Origin of the sequence: Ancylobacter tetraedralis, assembly GCF_014195655.1 — a bacterium.
GTDB lineage: Bacteria > Pseudomonadota > Alphaproteobacteria > Rhizobiales > Xanthobacteraceae > Ancylobacter > Ancylobacter tetraedralis.
On the sequence record NZ_JACICD010000004.1, the window covers coordinates 84,358 to 108,928 of the forward strand.

Genomic DNA, 24,571 nt, shown 5'->3' on the forward strand with positions numbered 1-24,571 from the left:
TATCCGTCCAACGACCAGAGCCGGATCCGGCTCTAGTCGGCGACGATCTGGGTCATGCCGCGGCGTGCGCTCGCATAGAGCGTGGCGACGGCGCAGGAGGCGAGCCGCGTGCGCACGCTGTCCGCGCGCGAGGTCAGGATGATCGGCACGCGCGCGCCCAGCACGATGCCGGCGGCATCGGCATGGGCGAGGAAGGTGAGGTTCTTCGCGAGCATGTTGCCGGCCTCGAGGTCCGGCACGACGAGGATCTGCCCGTGCCCGGCGACCGCCGAGACGATGCCCTTGATGCGTGCCGCCTCGGGATCGATGGCATTGTCGAAGGCCAGCGGGCCATCGACAATGCCGCCGGTGATCTGGCCGCGCTCGGCCATCTTGCACAGCGCCGCCGCCTCGATGGTGGAGGGGATCTTGGTCGTCACCGTCTCCACCGCCGAGAGGATGGCGACCTTCGGCGTGCCGAGGCCGACACCCCGCCACAGGTCGATGGCGTTCTGGATGATGTCGCGCTTGGCGTCGAGGTCGGGGAAGATGTTGATCGCCGCATCGGTGATGAACAGCGTTTCCTCATGACCGGGCACATCCATCACGAAGACATGGCTGATGCGCCGGTCGGTGCGCAGGCCGGTGGCGGAGGCGGCAACCTCCTTCATCAGTTCGTCCGTGTGCAGGCTGCCCTTCATGAGCAACTCGCCGCGCCCCGCGCGCACCAGCTCCACCGCCTTGGCCGCCGCACCATGGCTGTGCGGCGCGTCCACGATTTCCACCCCCGCGAGATCGAGGCCGAGGCTTGCCGCGAGCGAGCGGATCTTGGCTTGCGGCCCGACCAGGATGGGCTCGATCAGCCCCGCCGACCTGGCCTCCAGCGCGCCGCGCAGGGAGGTCTCGTCGCACGGGTGGGCGACGATGGTCACCGCCGGCTCGCAGGCGCGGGCTTTGGCGATCAGCCGGTCATATTTCGAGGGGCCGGCCGTGCCGGGCGGGAGCCGTGTGTCAGCCATGCGGGTGCGGTTCCTTGCGGGCGGCGGGCGGATGGCCGGCGGAGGGAGGGGTGTCTCGCGAGGACGCCGGCGCGGGGGTGTCGAGGCCGTAGAGACGGCGCATCTCCTCACGGCGCTGGGCCGCCTCGTCGGTGAGCGGCCCGCTGGCGCCGAGCACCTCCTCGATCAGCGAGAAGACGCCCGCCCGGGTCTCGCGGTCGTCCGGCAGCAGCACGGCGATGGCCTTCAGCGCGGCGGGGCGGTCGATCAGCAGCATGTAGAACTGCTCGCGCACAAGGTGCTTGAAGTCCTCGAGCGTCAGCTGGCGGGCCAGCGGCCCCTTCTCGCGAAGCCGGCGCAGCGCCTCGAAGCCGCGCTCGTCCGCCCGCCCGCGCGCCATGCCGATATAGAGCAGGGTGCGCACGCCGGCGGCGAGCAGGCCGCCCTGCGTGAAGCCTTCGCGCAGTTCCGCGATGCGCTTGGCGATGAGTTCGGCGTGAAGCCGGTTCTTGGCCGCCCGGCGCGGACGCTGCGATTGCGTGGGCGCGATGCCGACGGCGGCCTGCAGCACCGGCGCGCCATAGATCTGTCGGAAGGTCTGCTCCGACTGGTGCTCGACCGCCTTGCGCCAGCCTTCCAGGGCCTCGACGATCTGGCGCGAGACCTGTTCCTGCACCTTGAGAAAGGGGTTGTCGGGCGCGGCCGGCTGGCGCGCCTCGCGCACCCTGGCGGCGAGGTCGGCCAGATTTGAGAGAAGCGGATTGCGCGCACCGAACAATTCGTAGCCCAGCCGCAGGGGATGCAGCCGGCGCAGCGTCTGCGCCATCGCCGGATTGACCAGCGCGCGTACCGCCGGCTGCGCCACGGCGCGATAGAGCGCGAGGTTGATGTCCGAGACGCGGGCGGCGGTGGCGAAGCGGCGCTCGTCCTCGATGTCGTTGCCGCCCAGCGCGCGGATATCGTCGAGGTCGCGCGCCTCGCAGCGCATGATCCAGTCGCAGTTGGCGCGCGAGGGGTCGTCCCCGTCCTTCGGCTCGAACACCGCCTCATAGAGGCCGGGCGGCAGCATGTCGATGAAGTCGATATTCGAGGCGAATTCCTGATGTTCCTTCCGCGCCACGCTGGCCGAGACGAAGATGCCGAGATGGCCGATCGTGTCGTGCACGGTGTAGACGATGGTCTGCCCGTAGGAGCGGATCTCGTCGACATTGTCATAGAGGTCGAGGATCCAGTCCAGCGCCTGCTGCGGCGGGGTTATATTGTCGCCGCGCGAACAGAACACCACGATCGGCGAGCGGATGTTGCGCAGGTCGATGGCGGTGCCGTCGGACGTGCGGATCTCGCCGCAGGCCAGCCGATTGCCGATGAACAGCTCGTCGACGATGAACTGGATTTCCTCCGCGTTCAGCGTGACATGGCCGCCCCACCATTTCTCGAAGCCGAGATAGCGGTCGACCTCGGTGTCGACCTTGGAATAGAGGTTGTACTGCTTGGTCCACAGCGTGTTGGCCGGGTTCTGGTTCTCGAAATTCTGCACCAGCCACGCGCCGTCGAAAATGCCGGCGCCGAGGTCGCTGGTGAGCGCGGTGAGCCAGCTACCCCCCAGCAGGCCGCCGGAATAGCGCATCGGGTTCGCCCCCGTCACGCCGGCCCAGTAGGAGAGCGGCGCGCCGGCGATGATGATGGGGCCGAACAGTTCCGGCCGTACCGCCGCCAGCATCATGACCGCCCAGCCGGCCTGGCAGTTGCCGATGACGCAGGGCTTGCCCTGTGCCTGCGGGTGGCGCTCGATCACCGCCTCGATGAACACCGCCTCGGCGCGCGAGACGTCCTCGATGGTCTGGCCGGGCATGGGATCGGGCAGGAAGCCGATGAAGTAGCAGGCGTGGCCGGCCTGCAGCGCGACCCCGATCTCGCTGTCGGCCTTGAAGCCGCCAATGCCCGGCCCGTGGCCGGCGCGCGGATCGACGATGATGAAGGCGCGCTTCGCCGCGTCGATCTCCACGCCCGCGGGCGGCACGATGCGCACCAGGCCGTAATTCACCGGCCGCGGCAGGTCGCGCCCGTCGCAGACCAGTTCCACCTCGTAGTCGAGCACGTTGGGCGCGGTTTGCGCCATGTGCTCCTCATATTGCAGGCCGCGCCGACGCATCGCGTCGAGATACAGCGTCCACCGCTGGCCCGCGTCCACGAGATAGGCCCCGGCGTCGGAGAGGATATTCGCCCCGTGAGCGTTCACGTCCGTTCCTCCGCTATGTCGCTTCACGATAAGCGCACACCGCAGTCTCGCCGATGGCGGCGCTTGCCGCCTTGACGGGTATCAACGCCTCGGCCGGCAGGTCCCTCGCGGTTTCTGTCGGGTCACTGTCTCTGGACTTGCGAGCGGCACGTCCTTGCCGCAGAGTTACCCCGCTGGTTGCAGCGCGCTCCCATCGTTGAGCCAGATCAAGGGCGCTGCCAGCGCAATGGTGCCAAATGCGCACGGGTTCGACAACGCGAACATGCTTCCAGATCCGGGCGTCGACGGCCAATGCGGGGCCGGGGCGGGTTCGATGCCGGCCGCCCGAGAATGCCGTCTCCGGCCGGCAATGTCCGGAGAGCACTCATCGAGGCTAGGCGGCGGCGGGAAGCCGGCCGCCCGGGAGGTGGAACATGGGCGAGAAAAACAACGAAGCCGCCGACGACGAAAAACTCTCGCGCAAGGTCTATGACCAGGAACTGAAGCGCCTGCATGGCGAGCTGGTGAGCCTGCAGGAATGGATCAGGCGGACCGGTGCCAAGGTCTGCGTGATTTTCGAGGGACGCGATACCGCGGGCAAGGGCGGCGCCATCAAGGCGATCACCGAGCGCGTCAGTCCCCGCGTCTTTCGCGTGGTGGCACTGCCGCCGCCGACCGAGCGCGAGAAGACGCAGATGTACGCGCAGCGCTACCTGCCGCATCTGCCCGCCGCGGGGGAAATCGTGATCTTCGACCGCAGCTGGTACAATCGCGCCGGCGTCGAGCGTGTCATGGGCTTCTGCACCGAGCAGCAGGCGAAGAAGTTCCTCGATTCGATCAACGGCGTCGAGAAAGCGATGATCGAATCCGGCGTGGTGCTGCTGAAATACTGGCTGGAGGTCAGCCCGCAGGAGCAGACCCGGCGGATCGAGTCGCGCATCAATGATCCACGCAAGATCTGGAAGCTCTCGCCCATGGACCTCAAGTCCTATGGCCGCTGGTACGACTATTCCCGCGCCCGCGACGACATGTTCGCGGCATCCGACACGCCGTGGGCGCCCTGGTATGTCGTGGATTCCAACGACAAGCGCCGCGCGCGGCTCAACATCATCACCCATCTTCTGTCGAAGCTGCCCTATGAGGCGGCCAAGCACGTCAAGATCAAGCTGCCCAAGCGCCAGAAGGCCGACGGCTATGTCGAGCCCGAGGACATCCGCCACCATGTGCCGGCCACGTTCTGACCCGGCGGCCCCGCTTCCTGCGCGACGACCCTTCTAACCTCTGTACCGAAGGCATGGAGTAGACAATGAGTGAGACCGAGAAGATCTCCGGCGCCGCCCAGCGGCAGCTCGGTGACGAGAGCTTCATGTCGGCATCCGATCTGCGCGGCTACATGGACAAGGTCGCCACCGCGCGCGCCAACGAGATGGTCGAGGCGATGGACAAGGCCGACCGCGCGCGGGAGGAACTCGCCAAGACGCTGGCCGAGCCGATCGAGGTGACGCCGCAGAAGCTGGAGGAGATCACCCAGAGCCTGCTGGTCAAGCTTCGCGCTGCGGCCGAGCGCGGGGAAACCGAATTGATGGTGATGCGCTTTCCCAACAGCCTGTGCACCGACCAGGGTCGCGCCATCAACAACACGCTGCAGGGCTGGCCGGACACGCTGACCGGCCGCCCGCGCCAGGCCTATGAACTGTGGCGCGACCGGCTGAAGCCGGCCGGCTTCGGGCTGGCGGCGATGATCGTCGACTGGCCGAAGGGCATGCCGGGCGATGTCGGGCTGTTCCTCACCTGGGGCGGTAGATAAGGCGGGTAGGCGACGCGAAAGCCTGTTGACGCCCTGAAAGCGCGTCGGGATAAGGTAATCTCCGAACAGCCCGCCGACCGGTGGCGCGGGACGAAATGGACCCGCCGATGGCGGGTCCACGGCGCGACCCGGACCAGCACCGCGCGGGCGCGACGACGCCAGGGGAGTCCAAGGCCATGACGGCCGCGCCGCACCTATCCGCTCCCGCCCATCTGCCGTTCTTCATCACCGCGCCGGACGGTACGGACGGGTTGATGATCGCCGCCGTGGTGACGTTGATCGTCTCGGTCGCGTTGATCGGCGTGCTTTTCCTCACGCTGCATTCGCTTCCCGAGCGCATGGCCCACAAGGGCCAGAAGCTTCAGTTCGAGATTGTGGCGGTGCTGTGCCTGCTGGCGCTGTTCACGCATAACCACCTGTTCTGGGTGATCGCGCTATTGCTGGCCTTCATCGACCTGCCGGATCTGGTGTCGCCGCTGAACCGCATCGCCCGCGCCTCGGAGGCGGTGGCCGATATTTCGCCTCCCGACCCGTTACCGCCCGAACTGCCGGCTTCCGCGCCGGCATCAGCCCAGCGCGGCGCCAGCACGGGGGGCCATCATGCTTGAGCTCATGCTGTGCTCGATGCTCACCGTGCTGCCGGACTACCTCTATCGGCGCTTCGCGCAGGGCAAGAGGTTCGGCCGCGAGATCACGCTTTACTCGGTGTGGTACGAACTCAGGTGGGGCATCACCACCTGCCTGATGCTGACGGTCAGCCTCATCACCATCATCTTCTACAACCATCCCGCCTCGACCAACGTCACCGCCTATTTCCGCACCGTGTCGATCCTGCCGGAGGCGGTGGGCCGGGTGGCGGAGGTCTATGTCGGTGTCAGCGACCATGTGGAGCAGGGCCAGCCGATCCTGCGTCTCGACGATTCCAGCGAGCGGGCGGCGGTCGAGGCGGCGCGCCGGCGGATCGAGGAGACCGATGCGTCGATGATCGTCGCTCGCTCCGATATCGCGGTGGCCGACGGGCAGATCCTGCAGGCCGCGGAATCGCTGCAGCAGGCCAGGGATGAGCTGAAAACCAAGCAGGAGCTCAACGCCCGCAATGCCGACGTGGTGGCGCGGCGCGAGATCGAGCGGCTGCAGAACGTGGTGGACGGGCGCCAGGGCGCGCTTGCCGCCGCCAATGCGGCGCGGGAGGGCGCGCAGGCCCGGCTCGACAGCCTCCTGCCGGCGCAGAAGGCCAGCGCCGTGGCCGCGCTCGCGCAGGCCGAGACGGAACTTGCCAAGACGGTGGTGCGGGCCGGCGTGAGCGGGCGTGTCGAGCAGTTCGCGCTCAAGGTGGGCGACCTCGTCAATCCGATGATCCGGGCGGCCGGGGTGCTTATTCCCGACAATGCCGGCCGGGAGCGGCTGATCGCCGGTTTTGGCCAGATCGAGGCGCAGGTGATGAAGCCGGGCATGGTGGCGGAAGCCACCTGCATCTCCAAGCCCTTCGCCATCATCCCGATGGTCGTTACCGAGGTGCAGGAATACATCGCCGCCGGCCAGTTCCGCGCCACCGAGCAACTGATCGACGCGCGGCAGGTGCAGCAGCCCGGCACGATCACGGTCCAGCTCGAGCCGCTCTATGAAGGGGGGCTCGACGGGGTGCCGCCGGGGTCGAGCTGCATCGCCAACGCCTATTCGTCCAACCATGAGCGGCTGGCGGCAGGCGATCTGGGAATGATGCAGGCGTTCTACCTGCACATGGTGGATACGGTCGCGCTGGTGCACGCGCTGCTGCTGCGGCTGCAGGCTCTGATCATGCCCATTCAGACGCTGGTATTCGGCGGGCACTGAGGCCCGCCATGCGAGGACCCGCGGCGGCCTATCCGGCTTCGCCGCGGTAATCGGGATCGGCGACCGGCTCCAGCCAGTCGACGCTGCGCCCGTCGAGCTCCTCGCTGATGGCCACATGGGTCATGGCGCTGTCCGTCGTGGCGCCGTGCCAGTGACGCTCCCCCGGGGCGAACCAGATGACGTCGCCCACGGTAATCTCCTCGCGCGGGCCGCCCTCGCGCTGCGCCCAGCCTTGGCCGGCGGTGACGATGAGGGTCTGTCCCAGAGGATGGGTATGCCACGCGGTGCGCGCGCCGGGCTGGAAGGTGACGATGGCGCCGCCCACTCGCGCCGGGGCGTTGCGCTGGAAGCGCGAGGCCAGCTGAACGGAGCCGGTGAAATACTCCGCCGGCCCGTCGATCGGGGGCAGCGCGCCGTGTCGCAGAATATCCATGTGCCTCTCTCCCTCACCGCCGGCCCCTGCCGGAAAGCCCCGCCATGTCGGCCTCGGCGCGTTTTCGACAGGGTGAACCGGTATTCGGGCCGTGGGAAAACGCGCCCGGCAACCGGACGGCGAGAGAAGACGCCATGAGCCGCCCGGGCGTCAATCCATCCGGGCGGTTGCCGGCCCAGCGGGATGCCGGCCCAGCGGGATGCCGGCGCGGCGTGAGGCCTGAGGCGTGAGGCCTGAGGGGTCAGTTGACCCCGCGGGTGGTTTCCCACAGGAACCACGTGCGGCGCTCGGTCTCGTCGATCCAGACCTCGAGCAGGCTGGTGGTGGCGACGTCGTTATATTCCTCGGCGACCGCATGTACTTCGCGCAGGATCGAGGTCAGCTTCTTGTTGTCCTCGGCCAGCTCGGCCAGCATGTCCTCGGGGGTCACGAACTCGGCGTCGTTGTCGGGAATCCGCTGAAGACGCTTGATGTGGCCGACCGAGCGCAGCGTGGTGCCGCCGATCTTGCGGGCGCGCTCGGCGATGGCGTCGGTCATGGCGAAGATCTGCTCGCCCTGGTCGTCCAGCATCAGGTGATAGTCGCGGAAATGCGGGCCGGACATGTGCCAGTGGAAGTTCTTGGTCTTCACGTAGAGGACGAACACGTCGGCGAGGAGGGCCGTGAGGGCGGCGGAGACGTCACGCGTGGCGTCCGTGCCGAGATCGGTCGGCGTCTGCAGGGGGGCGGTTCGACGGGCCTTTGCCGCGGTGGTATCCATTGTGGCGCTCCATTGGCGTTCGGTGACGGTCGGCCCGACAAGGGACCGGTCGGTTCCACCATTCGCAGGCGGAACATCTCTGTTCTAGTGCGCGCGCGTGTCGGTAAGAAGTGACCGGACGTGTCGATGACCTATACGTGCGTTTGCCTCCGCTATTCCGGGGGGCGGCGCAGGCTCGCCCTCAGGCGGCGAAACAGTGCCCGCGCCCGCCGCTTGAGCGTGTCGAGGCGCAGCCGCGCGACGATTCGATCGCGGATCGCGCTGGCCGAGGTGATGATCCATGCCATCCACCCGATGGTCATGAGCTTGGGCTTGCCGGCGGTGAAGATGCGTTCGATCAGCACGAAGCTGACGAGGTGAGCGAGGATGAGCAGGACCGTGCCGGAGCGCACCGTGCCCTTGGCGATCCACAGCAGCGCGACGAATTTCAGCGGCTCGACGGTGGCGTAGGGAACCAGCAGCAGCGCCAGCACGGTGAGGGGGCCGCGCGCCGCGATCCAGCGCTCGAAGGCCTGCATGAGCGCGAGCGCGGCAAGGCGCCGGATCAGGGGGCGATAGATCGGCCGCACCAGTTCGTCGAGCAGGATGACGAGCGTGGCAACGAGGCGAAAGACGCAGCTCAGCGCTGCAAGCAGCAGGGAGCGCCTTCGTGCCGGCGGTGGGGCCGTGGGCTCGGGCATGGTCTGATCATCGCCGCGATTCGGTCCGGTTCCAGGGCGGAAGGGATCGGCGCGATATGAACCGGCGCGGCGGCCGGTGTCACGAATTGAGCGAGACGAGACTGCCCTCGCCCAGCGCCCGGTCGATGCAGGCGATCATGTCCGCGCCATCGAAGGGCTTGGCCAGAAAGCCGACGGCGCCGCCCGCATCGACCTGCCGGCGGACGCGCTCCTCGGGGAAGGCGGTGATGAAGATGAGCGGCGTGGTATCGCCGCGGGCACGCAGCACGCTTTGCAGCTCGACGCCGCTCATGCCCGGCATCTGCACGTCGGTGATCACACAGGAGGTCGTCCCCACCAGCGCCGACTGGAGAAAATCCTCGGCGGAGGCGAAGGTGCGGGCCTTCAGGCCCAGCGATCTGACGAGGCTTTCGGTGGCGACGCGCACAGACTCGTCGTCATCGATGATCGAAATCATCGGAGTGGCGGACACGTGAGGTACCTCGATTCGGAGAAGCCGCGCGGCGTGGCGCCGCTGATCTACCCACAATATAGGCCGAACAGACCCGACTTTCGAATTATACGCAGGTTTGTCGCTTTATCTCTTGGCATTGTGCAGGCCCAACGTCTCGGCAAGCCGGACAAGGTCGGCCAGCGAGCGGGCGCCCATCTTCCGCATGACGTGGCCGCGGTGAATCTTCACCGTGATCTCGCTGAGACCGACCTCGGCGGCGACCTGCTTGTTCATCAGGCCGGAGGTTACCAGCGTCATGACCTGCTTCTCGCGCGGACTGAGCGTCTCGAACATTCCCTGTACATCGGACACGGCCTTCAACTCGTCGCGGCGCGAACGGTCGAGCTGGATCGCAGTGGCGACCGCGTCCAGCATGTCCTGGTCGCGGAACGGCTTGGTGAGGAAATCCACCGCGCCGGCCTTCATCGCCCGCACGGACATGGGAATGTCGCCGTGCCCGGTCATGAAGATGATCGGCATGTCGATCTCCGAGCGAGCCAGCTGCCCCTGGAAGTCCAGCCCGCTCACGCCGGGCAGGCGGATGTCGAGCACGAGGCAGCGCGGCACTTCGGGCAGGCGGGCGGCCAGAAGCTCGCTGGCCGAGGCGAACAGTTCCACCTGCAGGCCGACCGAACGGAACAGGCTGGAGAGCGCCTCGCGCAGGGCCTGGTCGTCATCCACCACGATGACCAGCGGTTCGGCGGAAGCGGCATTCGGCGAGCGGGTATTCACGGCTGGGTTTCCTTCGCGATGGGCAGCTTGACGGTGAAGAGCATGCCGCCGCCCTCCCTCAACGTGGGCACGATGCGCCCGCTATGGGCTTCGATGATGGAGCGGGAAATGGACAGGCCCATTCCCATGCCTTCCTTCTTGGTCGTGTAGAAGGCATTGAACAGCAAGGGCAGATTGGCGGCTTCGATCCCCGGCCCGCTATCCTTGACCTCGATGATCACGCCGTCATCCTCCGCCGTAGCCGACCGCCGGGTGACGAAGCCGAGCCGTCGGCGCTTGGGCGCGATGGCATCCATGGCCTGGACGGCATTGAGCGCCAGATTGAGCATGACCTGCTGCAGCTGAACACGGTCGCCGAGAATGGTCGGCAGGCTGCGGTCGAGCGTCAGTTCGAGCGCCACGCGGTGGGTGGACAATTCGCGTTCCAGCAGCAGCAGGACGTCGTCCACCACTTCGTTGACGTCGACCGGCCGGTGCTCGGGATCGCTGCGGCGGGCGAGCGAGCGCAGCCGCGCGACCACCTGGCTGGCCCGCCGGCCATTGCTGATCATGCGCTCCACCGTGGCCCTGGCCTCGCCGATATCGGGAACCGGCCGGCCGAGCCAGCGCAGGCAGGCCTCGCCATTGGTGACGACGGCGGCGAGCGGCTGGTTGATTTCATGCGCGATGGAGGCGGTCAGTTCGCCCATGGTGGTGACACGGGTGACATGGGCAAGTTCGCTCTCGGCCTTGTGCAGGGCGTCCTCGGCCTTGCGCCGCTCGCTGATGTCGCTGTTGGTCTCCATGGTGAGGGCGGGACGCCCGCGCTCGTCCCGCTGCAGCGACCAGCGGCTCATGACGACCACTTCGGACCCATCCTTGCGGCGGTGGATGAGTTCACCCTCCCATCGGCCGGTGCGCAGCAATTCCGCGCGAATGTCGGCCGGCGGCGAAGGGAACACGGTGCGCAGCAGTTGCGCCGTCTTCTGGCCGATGGCCTCGGTTCGGCACCAACCATAGAGTTCTTCCGCGCCCTTGCTCCAGTAGAGGATGGTGTCGGTGGCCTCGCGCACGAAGATGGCGTCATGCGTCAGGTCGAGCAGGTCGGCCTGCTCCCGGAGCGACCGCGTGGCTTCTTCATTCCTCAACGCCAGCAGCGTGGTGACGGAAATGGCGGCGATGCTCACGAGGCAGCGCATGATGGCGCCGGGGTCGAGATCATGGGCGTGCATCCACACGAAGCTCATCATGGCGAGCGCGATGCACAGGCCGCCGACCGCCAGGACGCCCTTGCGCTCGAAATACGGCGCCGACAGCAGCACGACGACGACGTAGAGCACGGCGATCGCCATATCGAGCGGCGAGAACGTGTCGACCGCGAAAATCGCCGCGGCCAGCACGATCACGAGAATCGCCATCTGCCAGTTGCGCGTCGTGGCGACGCTGCGCGCGTCTCGCCGGGTCGGTGGTTGAAAACGGTCCATCTGCCCCTGCGTGTCTATCCCCGCCGCGAAATTCCAGACTTCCGCGGCGGGCGTCTTTCCCTAGGGTTGCATGCTTGTCGAATAGCACGGTGCCACTCGTGCGATCCTCAGCGCGCTGCGAGGGTAGCGGGTGGGCGCGCTGGCGCAACGGCAAGTCTCCCCCAAGCCTGTTTCCCCATCGCCCGCACCGTCCTCTCAGCCATGCGCCCCGGCGGGGGAGGGCTCGGGCCGGCGCCGGCGGCCGATCCGGTCGAGGAACAGGAAGATCACCGGCGTGGTGTAGAGGGTGAGCAACTGGCTCACCACCAGCCCGCCGACGATGGCGTAGCCAAGCGGCTGGCGCAGCTCCGATCCGGTGCCATGGCCCAGCATCAACGGCACGCCGGCCAGCAGCGCGGCGAAGGTGGTCATCAGGATCGGGCGGAAACGCAGCAGGCAGGCCTCGCGGATCGCGTCATGGGGCGACATTCCGTCGACCCGCTCGCGCTCGATGGCGAAGTCCACGATCATGATGCCGTTCTTCTTCACGATGCCGATCAGGAGGATCAGGCCGATCAGCGCGATGATCGAGAAGTCGAAGCCGAACATCCACAGCATGATCAGCGCCCCGAGCCCTGCCGAGGGCAGGGTGGAGAGGATGGTCAGGGGGTGGACATAGCTCTCATAGAGCACGCCGAGGATCACATAGATCACCAGCAGGGCGGCGAGCACCAGCGCGGGCTCGCTGGCCAGAGACTGCTGGAAGGCCTGCGCATTGCCCTGGAAGGCGCCGGTCAGCGTCGCCGGCTTGCCGATCTCGGTTTCCGCCCGGTGGATCGCCGCCACCGCGTCGCCCAGCGCCACGCCCGCCGCCAGATTGAAGGACAGCGTTACCGAGGGAAACTGCGACTGGTGGTTGATCGAGAGGAAGCTGGTGGGCAGCGACGTCCACTTGGCGAGGACGCTGAGCGGCACCTGTTGGCCGGTGATCGGGGAGGTGACATAGAGATCGTCGAGCGCGCGCGGCGAATTCTGCAGCTCCGGCAGCACTTCAAGAATGACGTGGTAGCTGTTGAGCTGGGTGAAATACTGCGTCACCTCCCGTTGTCCGAACGCGTCATACAGCGTGTTGTCGATCAGCGCGGGACTGATGCCGAGCCGCTCCGCCTGGTCGCGGTCGATGGTGAGCGTCAGCGTGGTGCCGCCGGCCTGCTGGTCCGAGGCGAGGCTGGTCAGCTCGGGCAGGGTCTTCAGCTTCGCCAGCATCTTCGGCGCCCATGCGTTGAGCTCGTCGATATTGCCGTCCTGCAGCGTGTACTGGAACTGGGTGCGCGCCACACGCCCGCCAATGTTGAGGTCCTGCGCCGCCTGGAGAAACAGCGCGGCTCCCTCGACCTTGGCCAGCCGGGCGTTCAGCCGGTCGATGATCTGGAAGGCCGAGGCCTGGCGCTCCTCGCGCGGCTTCAGGGTGATGAACATCTTGCCGTTATTCACCGTCTGGCCGGCACCCGCGCCGACCCCCATGCCGACCGTCACCACGTCGGGATCGGCCGCGACGATCTCGGCGAGGGCGAGCTGGTGCTTGACCATCTCGGCGAAGGAAATGTCCTGCGCCGCTTCCGACACGCCGATGATCAGGCCGGTATCCTGCTGGGGGAAGAAGCCCTTGGGAATTTCGTAGAACAGCACGCCGGTCGCCGCGACCGCCGCGAGGAAAATGGCGAGCGTGATGCGCGCATGGCCAAGCGCCATATCCAGCGTCACCCGATAGCCCGCGAGCAGCGCGTCGAAGCCGCGCTCGGAAAATAGGTAGAGCCGGCCGTGCGTCTCCTCCTTGCTCTTCGGCTTGAGGAACAGCGCGCACAGCATGGGGGTCAGCGTCAGCGAGACGAAGGCCGAGACGGCGATGGTGATCGTCACCGTGACGGCGAATTCGCGGAACAGCCGGCCGACGATGCCGCCCATCAGCAGTAGCGGAATGAACACCGCAATCAGCGACAGGCTGATGGACAGGATGGTGAAGCCGATCTCGGCCGAGCCGTCGAGCGCGGCCTGGAGAGGGGTCTTGCCCATTTCCAGATGTCGCTCGATGTTCTCCAGCATGACGATGGCATCGTCCACCACGAAGCCGACGGCGATGGAAAGGCCCATCAGCGAGAGGTTGTCGAGGCTGTAGCCGCACACATACATCGCCGCGAACGTGCCGACGATGGCGAGCGGCACGGCCAGCGAGGGGATGATCGTTGCCCTGACGTTGCGCAGGAAGACGAAGATCACGGCGACGACGAGAACGATGGTGATGACGAGGGTCTTCTCCACATCGGCCACCGAGGCGCGGATCGTGCCGGTGCGGTCGCTGACGATCTCCAGATCGAGCCCGGCCGGGGCGCTCGCCATCAGCGTGGGCAGCTGCGCCTTGATCTGGTCGACCGTGTCGATGACGTTGGCGCCGGGCAGCTTGAACACCGGCAGGAGAATGGCCTTCTGCCCATTCGCCCAGGCGGCGAGCTGGTCGTTCTCCGGCGCATCCACCGCGGTGCCGATGTCGCGCACCCGCACGGGGGCACCATTGCGCCAGGCGAGGATGGCGTCGCGCCATGGCGCGGCCGTGGTCAGCTGGTCGTTGTCGAACAGGGTGAAGGTGCGCTGGCGGCCCTGCACCGTGCCCTTTGGATCGTTCACCGTCGTCGAGACGATGGCGCTGCGGATATCTTCCAGCGACAGGCCCAGATTGGCGACCTTCGAGGGGTCCACCTGGATGCGCACCGAAGGCTTCTGCTGGCCGAACACCGAGACCTGACCGACGCCGCCGATCTGGCTGATATGCTGCTGCAGGACGTTTTCGGCGAAATCGTCGACCTGGATGATGGGCAGCGTCTTCGAGCTGAGCGCCAGCACGAGGATCGGCGGATCGGCCGGGTTTACCTTCCGGTAGGTCGGGGGTGCCGGCAGGTTGGTGGGCAATTGCCCGCCGGCGGCGTTGATCGCGGTCTGCACGTCCTGCGCCGCCGAATTGATCGAAACGCCGAGATTGAACTGCAGCGTGATCGACGAATTGCCGAGCGTCGAGATGGAGGTCATCTGCGACAGGCCCGGTATCTCGCCGAACTGGCGTTCCAGCGGCTGCGTCACCGAGGAGGCGATGATTTCCGGGCTGGCGCCGGGCAATTGCGTCGCGACCTGCAGTGTCGGGAAATCGACATCGGGCAGCGGCGCCACCGGCAGGCGCGGGAAGGCGGCGGCGCCGAGCGCGAGCAGGCCGGCCATCAGCAGCGAGGTGCCGATCGGGTGGCGGATGAACCAGGAGGAGAGCGACATGGTCAGCCTCCTGTCGCGGTGGTGGATGCGGGTGCGGCGCCGGGCACAGGGGCCGGGGCCGTTGTCGACGGCGCCTCGGTCGGCGTGACCAGCGTGCCTGGCGCGAGGCGATACTGGCCGCGCGTCACCACGGTGCGGCCCGGCTCCAGCCCCTTCGTCACTACCGCAATGTTGTTGGCGATCTGGCCGGTCTCGACCGGGGCGAGCGCCACCTTGCTGCCCGCCTCCACCGTGTAGACGAAGGTGCCGTCCGTCCCGCGCTGGATGGCATCGGCGGGCACGGTGACGGCGGCGGGCAGGGTGCCGACCCGCAGCTTGAGGTCGACGAACAGGCCCGGCCAGAGCGTGTCCTGCTGGTTGGGGAAGTTCGACTTCACCTGCAGCGTGCCGCTCTGCGGGTCGATCTTGTTGTCGATGATTTCCACCACACCGGTATCTAGCACCGTGCCGTCGTCGCGCGAGACCGCTTGCGCTTCCACCGGGCCGCGGCCGAGCGCGTCGCGAATGGCGGCGACATCGGCCTGCGGCAGGGTGGAGATGACCGAGATCGGGTGGATCTGGTTGATGACCACAAGGCCGTTCGTATCGGTGGTGTGGACGATATTGCCCTGGTCGACGAGGCGGATACCGGCGCGCCCGTCAATGGGCGAGGTGATGCGCGTATAGGAGAGTTCGGTCTGCGCGCTGTCGATCGCCGCCTTGTCCTGGGCGATCTGGGCTTGCAGCTGGGCGACCGCGCTCTGCTCGTTGTCGACCGCCTGCTGGCTGGCGAAGGCGTCCTTGCCCAGCTTGAAATCGCGCTGGTAGATCAGTTCCGCATTGGCCAGCGCCGCCTCGTCCTGCGCGAGCCTGGCCTTGGTCTCTTCCAGCGCCGCCTCATAGGTGCGCGGATCGATGACGGCGATCACGTCGCCCTGGCGGATATCCTGACCTTCCTTGTAGAGCACCTGCTGCAACTCGCCGTCGACGCGCGAGCGGATCGTGACGGTGTTGTAGGGCTCCACCGTACCGATACCCACGAGATAGACCGGCACGTCCTGCCGCGTGGCGCGGGCCACCTGCGCGGGCACGGCCACGACCGGCGGCGGCGGCGGCGGCGGGCGATCCTCAAGGCGAAGGAGACCGTAGCCGACGCCGAAGACGGCGAGGGCGACCCCGGCGAGGAGGGCGGTGCGCGCGAGGCGGCGCGGCGGGTTCTGGGGCATTGCGGTGGCCAGGTTCCGCGGGCCCGCCGCTCGGGTCGGCCCGCTCCGGCGGCACGGTGCCGCGGATCCTCAAGTGGCCTGCATTGGAAGCGTTCCAGACTTCGGCATCTTTCGCGATTGCCGCTGTCTTGCCGATCCGCCCCCTCGCGCCGCCCGCGGGTGCCAACTCGCACGCTCCTATACCAAGGTATCTATTCCTCACACTCATCATATATCCGCCGAAACCCACGTAGAATGGAGACGATGACAGGCCAGGCTATTGTTTGATCACCGCCAGATGCGAACTGGATGGGCCGACCGGAAGACTGATCGCAACCGATACACGCCACCCCAAGCGGATGCTGGAAGTGGCCTGTGCCTGCGGTCCGGGAGGGCGCCATTCGGGAGCAAACGCCATTTCAAGGGATCAAGGGATCAGGCCATGTCGCTCCATGTCACGCCGCCTTTCGAAGCCTTCGCCGTCAACGCCCGCGCCGGTGAAATCATTGGTTCGCGTTCCGAGGGCCGGACGGCTCCCGCCTTCGACACCTTTGCGCCCGGTGCGCTGCCGGACGAGCGTCTTTCCGTCCAGCTCGGCCACATGGGCGTCGTGATCGCCGTCTCCACTCCGGCCCAGGGCGGGCCGGTCGGCGCCTCGTTCCGGGCTCCGGCACGCACCGAGAGCGCCGATACCATCCAGCTTCTCGTCACGCGCTCCGATTTCGAGCGGCTCGCCGGCCTTCTCGTTGAGGAGCACGGCGATGAGGGGCGTCTCGCATCCTCCTCCGATCCGGTGATCCAGCGCCTCGCCCTCGCCCTCGGCTCGGCCGAGCGCAGCGACAAGGAGTTCGGCGGCGTCTATGCCGATGCGCTGCGCCTTGCCATCGTGACCCGTCTTCTCGCTGCCGATACGCGCTGCGAGGAAGAGGCGGGCGAGCAGCCGGGCATGCCGACGGCCCGGATTTCAGAGATCGACGCGCCGTCCAACCAGCCGCGCCGCCCCAAGACCGGCCTGCCGAAGTGGCGCTTCAAGCGCGTCGCGGCCTATGTCGAGGAGCATCTGGGCGAGGCGGTCACGCTGGCCGACATGGCCGAGGCCGCCGGCCTGAGCCGCATGCACTTCGCCGCCCAGTTCCGCATCGCCACGGGCGTGCGCCCGCATGAATACCTGCTGCGCCGCCGCATCGAGCGGGCCCAGGAAATGCTGCTGGAGAGCCGCGACTCGCTGGTCGAGATCGCGCTGGGCGTTGGCTTCCAGACGCAGGCCCACTTCACGACCGTGTTCCGCCGTTTCGTCGGCGACACCCCCTACCAGTGGCGCTGCGCCAACCGGAACCGTGGCTGACGCGTGCAGGGCAGTGGGGGAGGGCCGGCCATGTCGACAGTTCAAGCGGCCGGGAACAATTCTTCACCCGACGGGACCAATCCGCCGCCGGCTGCGTGGTGGGCCGGGTTGCGGCGGCTGGTTCTGCCGGCTGCCGCCATCCTTGCGGTGGTTGCGATCGTCGTCGTGTTCAACCATGGCTGGGCCTTCTGGGTCAGCGAAGCGGCGGTGCAGTCGACGGACGATGCCTATATCGAGGCGAATGTCTCGACGATGAGCGCGCGGGTGAGCGGCAATGTGCTCAACGTGCTCGTGCATGACTTCCAGCCGGTGAAGGCCGGCGAGGTGCTGGTGGAGATCGATCCGGCCGACTATCAGGCGGCGGTCGATGGGGCGCAGGCGGCGGTTGCCGGTGCGCAGGCCGCGCTGTCGAACCTCGCCAATCAGGAGACGCTGCAGCGCGCGCTGCTGGAGCAGGCCAAGGCGCAGCATGAATCCTCGCTCGCCGCCCAGACCTGGGCGCTGGAGGAGCGCAACCGGCAGCAGACGCTGGTTCAGGGCGGTATCGCCGGAACCGAGCAGAAGCTGCAGCAGGCCATGGCCAGCTATGACGAGGCGGTGGCGAATGTCGCCGCGACCAATGCCTCCACGCAGGCCCAGCAGGCGCAGCTGGACGTGCTTGTGGGACAGGAGGGCACGCTGCGCGCCACGCTGGACGCGGCCCGCGCGAACCTCAAGACCGCCCAGCTCAAGCTCGGCTATACCTCGGTCATCGCCCCATTCGACGGCGTCGCCAGCACGCGCCGCGTGCAGGCGGGCGACTATGTGAATATAGGCACCAGCCTCATTTCGGTGGTGCCCGTGCCCAACGTCTATGTCATCGCCAATTTCAAGGAGACCCAGCTCACCCACGTGGCCTCAGGCCAGCCGGTCGAGCTGACGGTCGATACCTTCCCGGGCGAGGTTCTGCGCGGCCATGTCGGGCGCCTGTCGCCGGCCAGCGGCGCGGTGTTCTCGCTGCTGCCGCCCGACAACGCGACGGGCAATTTCACCAAGGTCGTCCAGCGCATCCCGGTGCGCATCGAGATCGATCCGGGTCAGGCGCTCACCAACCGCCTCAGGGCCGGCATGTCGGTGGAGGCACATATCCATGTCGATGGCGGGCGCTGACGCAGCGGCGGGTTCGGCGCAGGTCCCCCCGTCGCGCTCGCCGCGTCCGCTCTGCGCGGTGGCGGCGGTGCTGCTCGGCTCCTTCCTCGTCGGCTTCGATACCCGCCTGTTCGCCATCGGGCTGCCGGACTTGCGCGGCGCCTACGGGCTCTCGTTCGACCAGGGCGCCTGGCTCAACACCTTCGCCACCGCGCCGCAGATCCTGATCGCCCCCGCGGTTGCCTGGCTCGCCGCCACGTTCGGCGTGCGCCGCGTTCTGTTCTGGCCGAGCCTCGCCTATGCCGTCATCTCCCTTCTCCTGCCGCTCGTGCGCGGGTGGGAGACGCTGGTGGTGCTGCACAGCCTGCGCGGCCTGCTGCTCGGCGTCTTTATCCCCGCCACCATCATGATCGTGCTGCGCACCCTGCCGCCGCGCTGGTGGGTGGCGGCGCTGGCGATCTACGCCTTCCGCCTGTCCTTCTCGCTCAATAGCGGGCCGCTGCTGATCGGCCTCTACGACGTGCGCTTCGGCTGGGAGTGGATCTACTGGCAGGACATGCTCATCGCCCCGGTCATGGGGGTGCTGGCGGTGCTGGGCACGCCGCGCGAGAAAGTGGATTTCGGGCTGCTGGAGCGGGCCGACTGGGGCGGCATGGCGCTGCTCGGCACCGGCTGGGCGCTGATCTATGCCGGGGTCGACCAGGGCAACCGGCTCGACTGGTTCCAATCGGGCCTCATCACCTCGCTCATCGGCGGCGGCGCGGCGCTGATCGTCGCGTTTCTCATCAACGAGTCGGTAGTTAGACACCCCTGGGCGAGCTACAAGGTCATCGCCTCGCGCAATGTCGGCCTCAGCTGCCTGATCGTGCTGTGCTACACCGGCACGAGCCTGTCGAACTCCCAGCTGGTGCCGGGTTTCCTCACCAATGTCGCGGGGCTGCGTCCCGAGGAAATCGGCTGGCCGATCTTCGTCACCGCCTGCCTGCCGCTTCTGGTCGCCGCGCCGATCGCGGTGTTCTTCGTGCGGTACTGCGACGCGCGGCTGTCGATGCTGGTCGGCTTCATCGCCTTCGCCGTCTCCGCGCGGATGGGAACCGAGCTGACGCTCGTCTGGTCGCCCTGGAGCTTCGCGTCGATGGGCGTGATCCAGTCGATCGGGCAGGGCTTCACCCTTCTGGCGGTGATCGTGTTCATCCTGGCCAATTCCGATCCGCGCAACGCCACCGCGTCCGCCGCCTATATCCAGGTGGTGCGGCTGGGCGGGGCGGAGACGGCGACATCGGTCATGGCGACCTTCCTGCGCCATCGCGAGCAGCTCCATTCCTATCTGCTCGGCCTGCATGTTCCGGCCGGGGGCGATCATACCGAGAAAGCACTCGCCCAGCTCGGCAGCGCCTTTTCGGCGGACGGCGCCTCGCCAAATGCGCTGGCGGCGCGCAGCACCATGAGCCTGCACCAGCTGGTCAGCCAGCAGGCCAATGTGCTGGCCTATATCGATGGTTTCCAGCTGACCTACTGGATCGCCCTGATCGGGCTCATCCTCGTGGCCCTGCTGAAGGCGGCGCCGGCGGGTCCGCTGGTGCCGGCCTCCGCCGCGGCGCGGCGGGTTGGCATCTCCCGCTAGAGGCGGCGTGCCGCCCGACCGGGCGACACCCCCAGGAGGGGACTATACTTGGGTATGCCGGGCGCATTCCAACGGTAAAGCTGTCTACACGCTTGTTCAGATGGAGCGGAACCCGCACTGGCGTAGTCTCCTGTCACTCACCGAAGCGAACCGGCCGACCCGCCGGCGCGGTACGGCGAGAACCGAAATGTCAGGACACCACGATGTTTCTCGCCCTCGCCCTGCTCACCCTCATTGCCGGCCTGCTGCTCATGGTGATCGGCGGTACGCTGGTCGTTCACATGCCGGCGCCGCGGCGGTGGATGGTGGCGAGCTTCGTGGCGCTCGATGGCGGATTGCTGGCGGGCAGCCTTCTGGCGCTGCCCTTCGCCCTGCCGCTCGGGTTGGGCTGAGATGCTCCTTTCGACCGGGCGGAAAGCAAGATCCGCCCGGGGCCGCTCCTGCCCATCATTTCGGGACACCCACGGATGTCCGATACGTCGAACCTCGCAGGCAACCCCGCAGTCACCGCCCAGACGCACAGCGGGTGACAGATTTCGGCCTTGGCCCTGTTGCGCCGACACGGATGCCGCGGCGCGCCGAGGCCCTCACGTCTTCTTCCTCAACAATCGCTTGTCTACCTGAAAGGAATATCGCCATGGGTTACGTCACCACCAAGGACGGCGTCGAGATCTTCTTCAAGGACTGGGGTCCGAAGGACGCGCAGCCGATCGTGTTCCATCATGGCTGGCCCCTGTCGTCGGACGACTGGGACGCCCAGATGATGTTCTTCCTCGCCCATGGCTACCGCGTCGTCGCCTCGGATCGTCGCGGCCATGGCCGCTCGGCCCAGGTGTCGGATGGACACGACATGGATCACTACGCCGCCGATGCCTCGGCGGTGGCCGAACATCTCGACCTCAAGAACGCGGTGCATATCGGCCATTCGACCGGCGGTGGCGAAGTCGCTCGCTATGTCGCCAAGTTCGGCGAGCCGCAGGGCCGTGTCGCCAAGGCCGTGCTGGTTTCCGCGGTTCCCCCGATCATGGTGAAGACCGAGAGCAACCCGGGTGGCACGCCGATCGAGGTGTTCGACGGCTTCCGTTCGGCGCTGGCCGCCAATCGCGCGCAGTTCTTCCTCGATGTCGCGGCCGGCCCGTTCTACGGCTTCAACCGTCCCGGCGCGAAGGTCTCGCAGGGCGTGATCGACAATTGGTGGCGCCAGGGCATGACCGGCAGCGCCAAGGCCCATTACGAGGGCATCAAGGCATTCTCCGAAACCGACCAGACCGAGGACCTCAAGGCCATCACCGTGCCGGTGCTGGTGCTGCAGGGCGATGACGACCAGGTCGTTCCCTACAAGGACGCCTCGCTGCTCCAGGCCAAGCTGCTGAAGAATGCCACGCTCAAGGTCTATGAGGGCTTCCCGCACGGCATGCTCACCACTCATGCCGATGTGATCAACCCGGACCTGCTCGCCTTCGTTAAGGGCTGAACGATCCGGCTCGTGCCGGCCTGCGGCGGCCGCTCCTCTTCGGGGGAGCGGCCGTCTGCGTTTTGCCGGGGGGGGGAATGGAAGGATGGCCGGCGGCGAAACGTGAGCGGATTCCGCCGGATGGCGCATCGGCCGGCCGAATGAGACGGAAAGATGAGAGAAAGAGGCTCTCGTCATTGCATCGTCGAGATTACGATTATTATTATCAACTCAGGTATCTTCGTAAGATAGATCATGCGTTCGACGCCGGTATCGACGCGAATTTCGGAATAGTTCCACGATCTGTACGAAAATTAACTGATTGACGGGATTCACCGTCGCGCGTTTCCTGATCGGGTCGCTTGCGGGCCCATGGCCCGCTTCTCACCAGACAGGGAGAATGCCGATGACCCAGGAAAACCCGCCTCCCGTGACCCGCGGATGGCGCGATGCGCTTCATCCCATGCCGAAGCCGGCGACAGCCCGCCCCGAGGGCAGCGAGGACGTCTATTACATCCTCTATTATGCCGAGCAGACCACCACCGGCGTGATGGGGCCGCTGCGGCGAGCGCGCTATGCAAGTGCGCATGAGGCGGCGGACCGGGCGATGGAGATGCTGCGCGCGGGCCTGCAGCGGCCGGTCGAGATTCGCGATCGGCAGGACCGGCTGATCACCTGCGAGATGATGGGCTGGCAACTGCCGCCGCTCGCGCGGGGTGGGGACTTCGAGACGGCGGGCGCCGCGCGGCGCTTCGCCTGACCGTCCGACCCGATGTCAGACCTGCGGACACCGCCGGCCTTGTGGCCGGCGATGTCGTTTTCAGGCGGGCGCCTTGCGAGGCGCTGTCTTTTTCGGAGGGGCAGGCGTCATGCGGCTGACGCTGCGGTAGCGCGCGCGGGCAACACCTCTCAAGCGATTGCCATGCGCGGAGGCCCAGCGCATATTCAATTACGTGAGACCATGGTCTATCTTGCTGAGGATCGGCTAACCGGCGAATGCATCGCATTCCAAGCCGCAACGACAAAAAGTCGGCGCAGACCAAGGGGGACGTTCAATGGCAGGGCTTCTGGCCTTCAGCCGAGGCGTGGACTGGCTGAACGAGAAATTCGGCTGGCTGGCGGATTATTGCGTGCTGCTCGCCTGCCTCATCAGCGCAGGCAATGCCACCGTCCGCTATCTCCTGAGCTACAGCACCAACGGGCTCCTGGAGATCCAGTGGTATCTGTTCGGCGCGGTGGTGCTGCTCGGCGCTCCCTATACGCTCAAGCGCAACGAGCATGTGCGTGTTGATCTTCTCTACATGTCGCTCTCCCCGCGCGGGCGTCTGTGGGTCGACACGCTCGGCTTCACGATCATCCTCATTCCCGCCAGCCTCTATCTGGCCTGGCTCAGCTTTCCGTTCTTCTGGCAGTCCTTCGTCTCCGACGAGGTGTCGCAGAATGCCGGCGGGCTGATCCTCTGGCCCGCCAAGCTGCTCCTGCCGCTGGGCTTTGCTCTGCTCGCCATTCAGGGCATCTCGGAACTCATCAAGCGCGTGGCCGCCCTGGGTGGCGCGATCGAGATCGCAACCGATTACGAAAAGCCGCTGCAGTGAGCCGCCGGCCGCCGTCGATCCCTTCGCGAATCCGCGCCCCTTCCCGATTCTGAACGAGAGAGCCCGGCATGTTCTCCCACGGCGTGATGCCCCCGCTCATGTTCGGCGGCATGATCTGCTTCATGATCATCGGCTTCCCGGTCGCGTTCTCGCTGATCGCGGTCGGCCTGTTCTTCGGCACGCTCGGCATATTGACCGATCATTTCCACCCGAGCTTCCTGCAGGCGCTGCCGCTGCGCTTCTACGGCATCATCTCCAACGACCTTTTGCTGGCGATCCCCTTCTTCACCTTCATGGGGGCGATCCTGGAGCGCTGCGGGCTGGCGGAGGACCTGCTGGAAGGCACGGGCAAGCTGTTCGGCAAGGTGCCGGGCGGCCTTGCCTATGCGGTGATCGTGGTGGGTGCGATTCTCGGCGCCATCACCGGCACGGTGGCGGCCTCGGTCATTGCCATGGGCGTAATCTCGCTGCCCGTCATGATGCGCTACGGCTATGACCAGAAACTCGCCACCGGCGTCATCGCGGCGTCCGGCACCATCACCCAGCTCATCCCGCCCTCGCTGGTGCTCATCGTTCTCGCCGAGCAGCTCGGGAAGCCGGTGGGCGACATGTATCTGGGCGCCATCGGCCCCTCCATCCTGCAGGTGCTGCTGTTTCTCGCCTATGTCTTCGTGCTGTCGCTGTTCAAGCCGCATCACATGCCGCCGCTGCCGCCGGAGGCGATCGGCGAGGGTGGCTGGCCGCTGATCAAGCAGGTGCTGTGGGGCATGATCCCCTCCATCGTGCTGATCGCGCTGGTGCTCGGCACGCTGGCCATGGGTCTTGCCACGCCGACCGAGGCCGGCGCCATGGGCGCGGTGGGTGCCATCGTGCTGGCGGCGATGCACGGACGGCTCACCTGGACGCTGGTTCGCCAGGCCATGGAATCGACCATGCGCCTGACCGCGATGGTGGTGTTCATCCTCATCGGAGCCACCGTGTTCAGCCTGGTGTTCCAGGGCATGGACGGCGCCCGCTGGATCGAGCATCTGCTGTCTCAGCTGCCGGGCGGGCGGGTCGGCTTCCTGATCTTCGTCAACATCTTCGTCTTCTTCATCGCGTTCTTCCTCGATTTCTTCGAGATCGCGTTCATCATCGTGCCGCTGCTGGTACCGGTGGCGGTGAAACTGGACATCAACCTCATCTGGTTCGGCGTGCTGCTGTGCGTCAACATGCAGACCGCGTTCATGCACCCGCCCTTCGGCTTCGCGCTGTTCTACCTGCGCGGCATCGCTCCACCGTCGATCCGCACCTCGCAGATCTACTGGGGGGCGATCCCGTGGCTGGCGATGCAGCTCATCCTCGTGATCGTGGTGATCATGTGGCCCGAAGCCGTGACCTACTGGGTGAGCCCGGGCTCGACGGTCGACCCCTCCACGATCGAGCTCAACATTCCTCAGTTCGAGCCTCCCGCGCTCGACATGGGGCCGCCCAAGTTCTGAGGTGGCGATCGCATGATGACGAACGACCCGGGCTCTCTCCCATCGAATGGGAGGCCCGGGTCGAGCGC

General features: G+C 66.9%; 22 protein-coding genes. 12 read left to right on the forward strand and 10 right to left on the reverse strand.

Annotated features, from left to right (window positions below; genetic code table 11):
• Positions 1-32: 32 nt before the first annotated feature.
• Positions 33-998, reverse strand: coding sequence for a phosphate acetyltransferase (locus tag FHS55_RS11405; protein ID WP_183189891.1), 966 nt, complete (start codon positions 996-998; stop codon positions 33-35).
• A complete protein-coding gene (locus FHS55_RS11410) occupies positions 991-3,216 on the reverse strand; it encodes a DUF3141 domain-containing protein (protein ID WP_343056129.1) in 2,226 nt (741 codons plus the stop codon). Before FHS55_RS11410 ends, FHS55_RS11405 begins: the two co-directional genes overlap by 8 nt.
• A 413-nt stretch (positions 3,217-3,629) precedes the next feature.
• Here FHS55_RS11410 and ppk2 point away from each other — a divergent pair, with 413 nt between their 5' ends.
• From ppk2 to FHS55_RS11430, 4 genes are all read left to right on the forward strand, one after another.
• Entirely contained in the window at positions 3,630-4,436 is an 807-nt protein-coding gene (gene ppk2 / locus FHS55_RS11415; RefSeq protein ID WP_183189892.1) for a polyphosphate kinase 2, read from the forward strand.
• 65 nt (positions 4,437-4,501) lie between these two features.
• The gene (locus tag FHS55_RS11420) at positions 4,502-5,002 is read left to right on the forward strand and encodes a hypothetical protein (RefSeq protein ID WP_183189893.1); all 501 of its coding nucleotides are present in this window, start codon (positions 4,502-4,504) and stop codon (positions 5,000-5,002) included.
• Positions 5,003-5,178: 176 nt separating this feature from the next.
• A complete protein-coding gene (locus FHS55_RS11425; RefSeq protein WP_183189894.1) occupies positions 5,179-5,610 on the forward strand; it encodes a hypothetical protein in 432 nt (143 codons plus the stop codon).
• Positions 5,603-6,835, forward strand: coding sequence for an HlyD family secretion protein (locus tag FHS55_RS11430; RefSeq protein ID WP_183189895.1), 1,233 nt, complete (start codon positions 5,603-5,605; stop codon positions 6,833-6,835). Before FHS55_RS11425 ends, FHS55_RS11430 begins: the two co-directional genes overlap by 8 nt.
• A gap of 28 nt (positions 6,836-6,863) precedes the next feature.
• On the opposite strand, the gene FHS55_RS11435 is transcribed toward FHS55_RS11430, so the two are convergent.
• The 8 genes from FHS55_RS11435 to FHS55_RS11470 form a co-directional block, all read right to left on the reverse strand.
• Positions 6,864-7,268 carry a (R)-mandelonitrile lyase gene (locus FHS55_RS11435; RefSeq protein ID WP_183189896.1) on the reverse strand — a complete coding sequence of 135 codons (405 nt, stop codon included), beginning with the start codon at positions 7,266-7,268 and terminating at the stop codon, positions 6,864-6,866.
• 241 nt (positions 7,269-7,509) lie between these two features.
• Entirely contained in the window at positions 7,510-8,028 is a 519-nt protein-coding gene (locus FHS55_RS11440; protein WP_183189897.1) for a Dps family protein, read from the reverse strand.
• Between the two features lie 152 nt (positions 8,029-8,180).
• Positions 8,181-8,708: a hypothetical protein gene (locus FHS55_RS11445; RefSeq protein WP_183189898.1), complete on the reverse strand. Its 528-nt coding sequence runs from the start codon at positions 8,706-8,708 to the stop codon at positions 8,181-8,183.
• 79 nt (positions 8,709-8,787) lie between these two features.
• Positions 8,788-9,165, reverse strand: a complete 378-nt coding sequence (locus tag FHS55_RS11450) for a response regulator transcription factor (protein WP_183190272.1) — start codon at positions 9,163-9,165, stop codon at positions 8,788-8,790.
• A 120-nt stretch (positions 9,166-9,285) separates the two neighbouring features.
• Positions 9,286-9,933: a response regulator transcription factor gene (locus tag FHS55_RS11455; RefSeq protein WP_183189899.1), complete on the reverse strand. Its 648-nt coding sequence runs from the start codon at positions 9,931-9,933 to the stop codon at positions 9,286-9,288.
• Entirely contained in the window at positions 9,930-11,396 is a 1,467-nt protein-coding gene (locus tag FHS55_RS11460; protein WP_246340069.1) for a PAS domain-containing sensor histidine kinase, read from the reverse strand. Before FHS55_RS11460 ends, FHS55_RS11455 begins: the two co-directional genes overlap by 4 nt.
• A gap of 195 nt (positions 11,397-11,591) precedes the next feature.
• Complete coding sequence (locus FHS55_RS11465) at positions 11,592-14,693, reverse strand: efflux RND transporter permease subunit (protein WP_183189900.1); 3,102 nt, start codon at positions 14,691-14,693, stop codon at positions 11,592-11,594.
• 2 nt (positions 14,694-14,695) lie between these two features.
• Positions 14,696-15,898 (reverse strand): efflux RND transporter periplasmic adaptor subunit, encoded by a 1,203-nt coding sequence (locus FHS55_RS11470; protein WP_183189901.1) that lies wholly within the window; start codon positions 15,896-15,898, stop codon positions 14,696-14,698.
• A gap of 421 nt (positions 15,899-16,319) precedes the next feature.
• Here FHS55_RS11470 and FHS55_RS11475 point away from each other — a divergent pair, with 421 nt between their 5' ends.
• The 8 genes from FHS55_RS11475 (at position 16,320) to FHS55_RS11510 (ending at position 24,503) form a co-directional block, all read left to right on the forward strand.
• Positions 16,320-17,222, forward strand: coding sequence for an AraC family transcriptional regulator (locus FHS55_RS11475; protein WP_183189902.1), 903 nt, complete (start codon positions 16,320-16,322; stop codon positions 17,220-17,222).
• Positions 17,223-17,252: 30 nt separating this feature from the next.
• On the forward strand, positions 17,253-18,371 hold the full coding sequence (locus tag FHS55_RS11480) for an HlyD family secretion protein (RefSeq protein WP_183189903.1): 1,119 nt from the start codon (positions 17,253-17,255) through the stop codon (positions 18,369-18,371).
• Positions 18,352-19,974 carry an MFS transporter gene (locus tag FHS55_RS11485; protein WP_343056130.1) on the forward strand — a complete coding sequence of 541 codons (1,623 nt, stop codon included), beginning with the start codon at positions 18,352-18,354 and terminating at the stop codon, positions 19,972-19,974. The genes FHS55_RS11480 and FHS55_RS11485 overlap by 20 nt, the downstream gene beginning before the upstream one ends.
• A 203-nt stretch (positions 19,975-20,177) precedes the next feature.
• Positions 20,178-20,366: a hypothetical protein gene (locus tag FHS55_RS11490; protein WP_183189904.1), complete on the forward strand. Its 189-nt coding sequence runs from the start codon at positions 20,178-20,180 to the stop codon at positions 20,364-20,366.
• Positions 20,367-20,611: 245 nt separating this feature from the next.
• Positions 20,612-21,448, forward strand: a complete 837-nt coding sequence (locus FHS55_RS11495) for an alpha/beta fold hydrolase (protein WP_183189905.1) — start codon at positions 20,612-20,614, stop codon at positions 21,446-21,448.
• 385 nt (positions 21,449-21,833) lie between these two features.
• A complete protein-coding gene (locus FHS55_RS11500) occupies positions 21,834-22,187 on the forward strand; it encodes a hypothetical protein (RefSeq protein ID WP_183189906.1) in 354 nt (117 codons plus the stop codon).
• 295 nt (positions 22,188-22,482) lie between these two features.
• Complete coding sequence (locus tag FHS55_RS11505) at positions 22,483-23,022, forward strand: TRAP transporter small permease subunit (protein ID WP_183189907.1); 540 nt, start codon at positions 22,483-22,485, stop codon at positions 23,020-23,022.
• 68 nt (positions 23,023-23,090) lie between these two features.
• Positions 23,091-24,503 carry a TRAP transporter large permease gene (locus tag FHS55_RS11510; RefSeq protein ID WP_183189908.1) on the forward strand — a complete coding sequence of 471 codons (1,413 nt, stop codon included), beginning with the start codon at positions 23,091-23,093 and terminating at the stop codon, positions 24,501-24,503.
• The last annotated feature ends 68 nt before the right edge of the window (positions 24,504-24,571 follow it).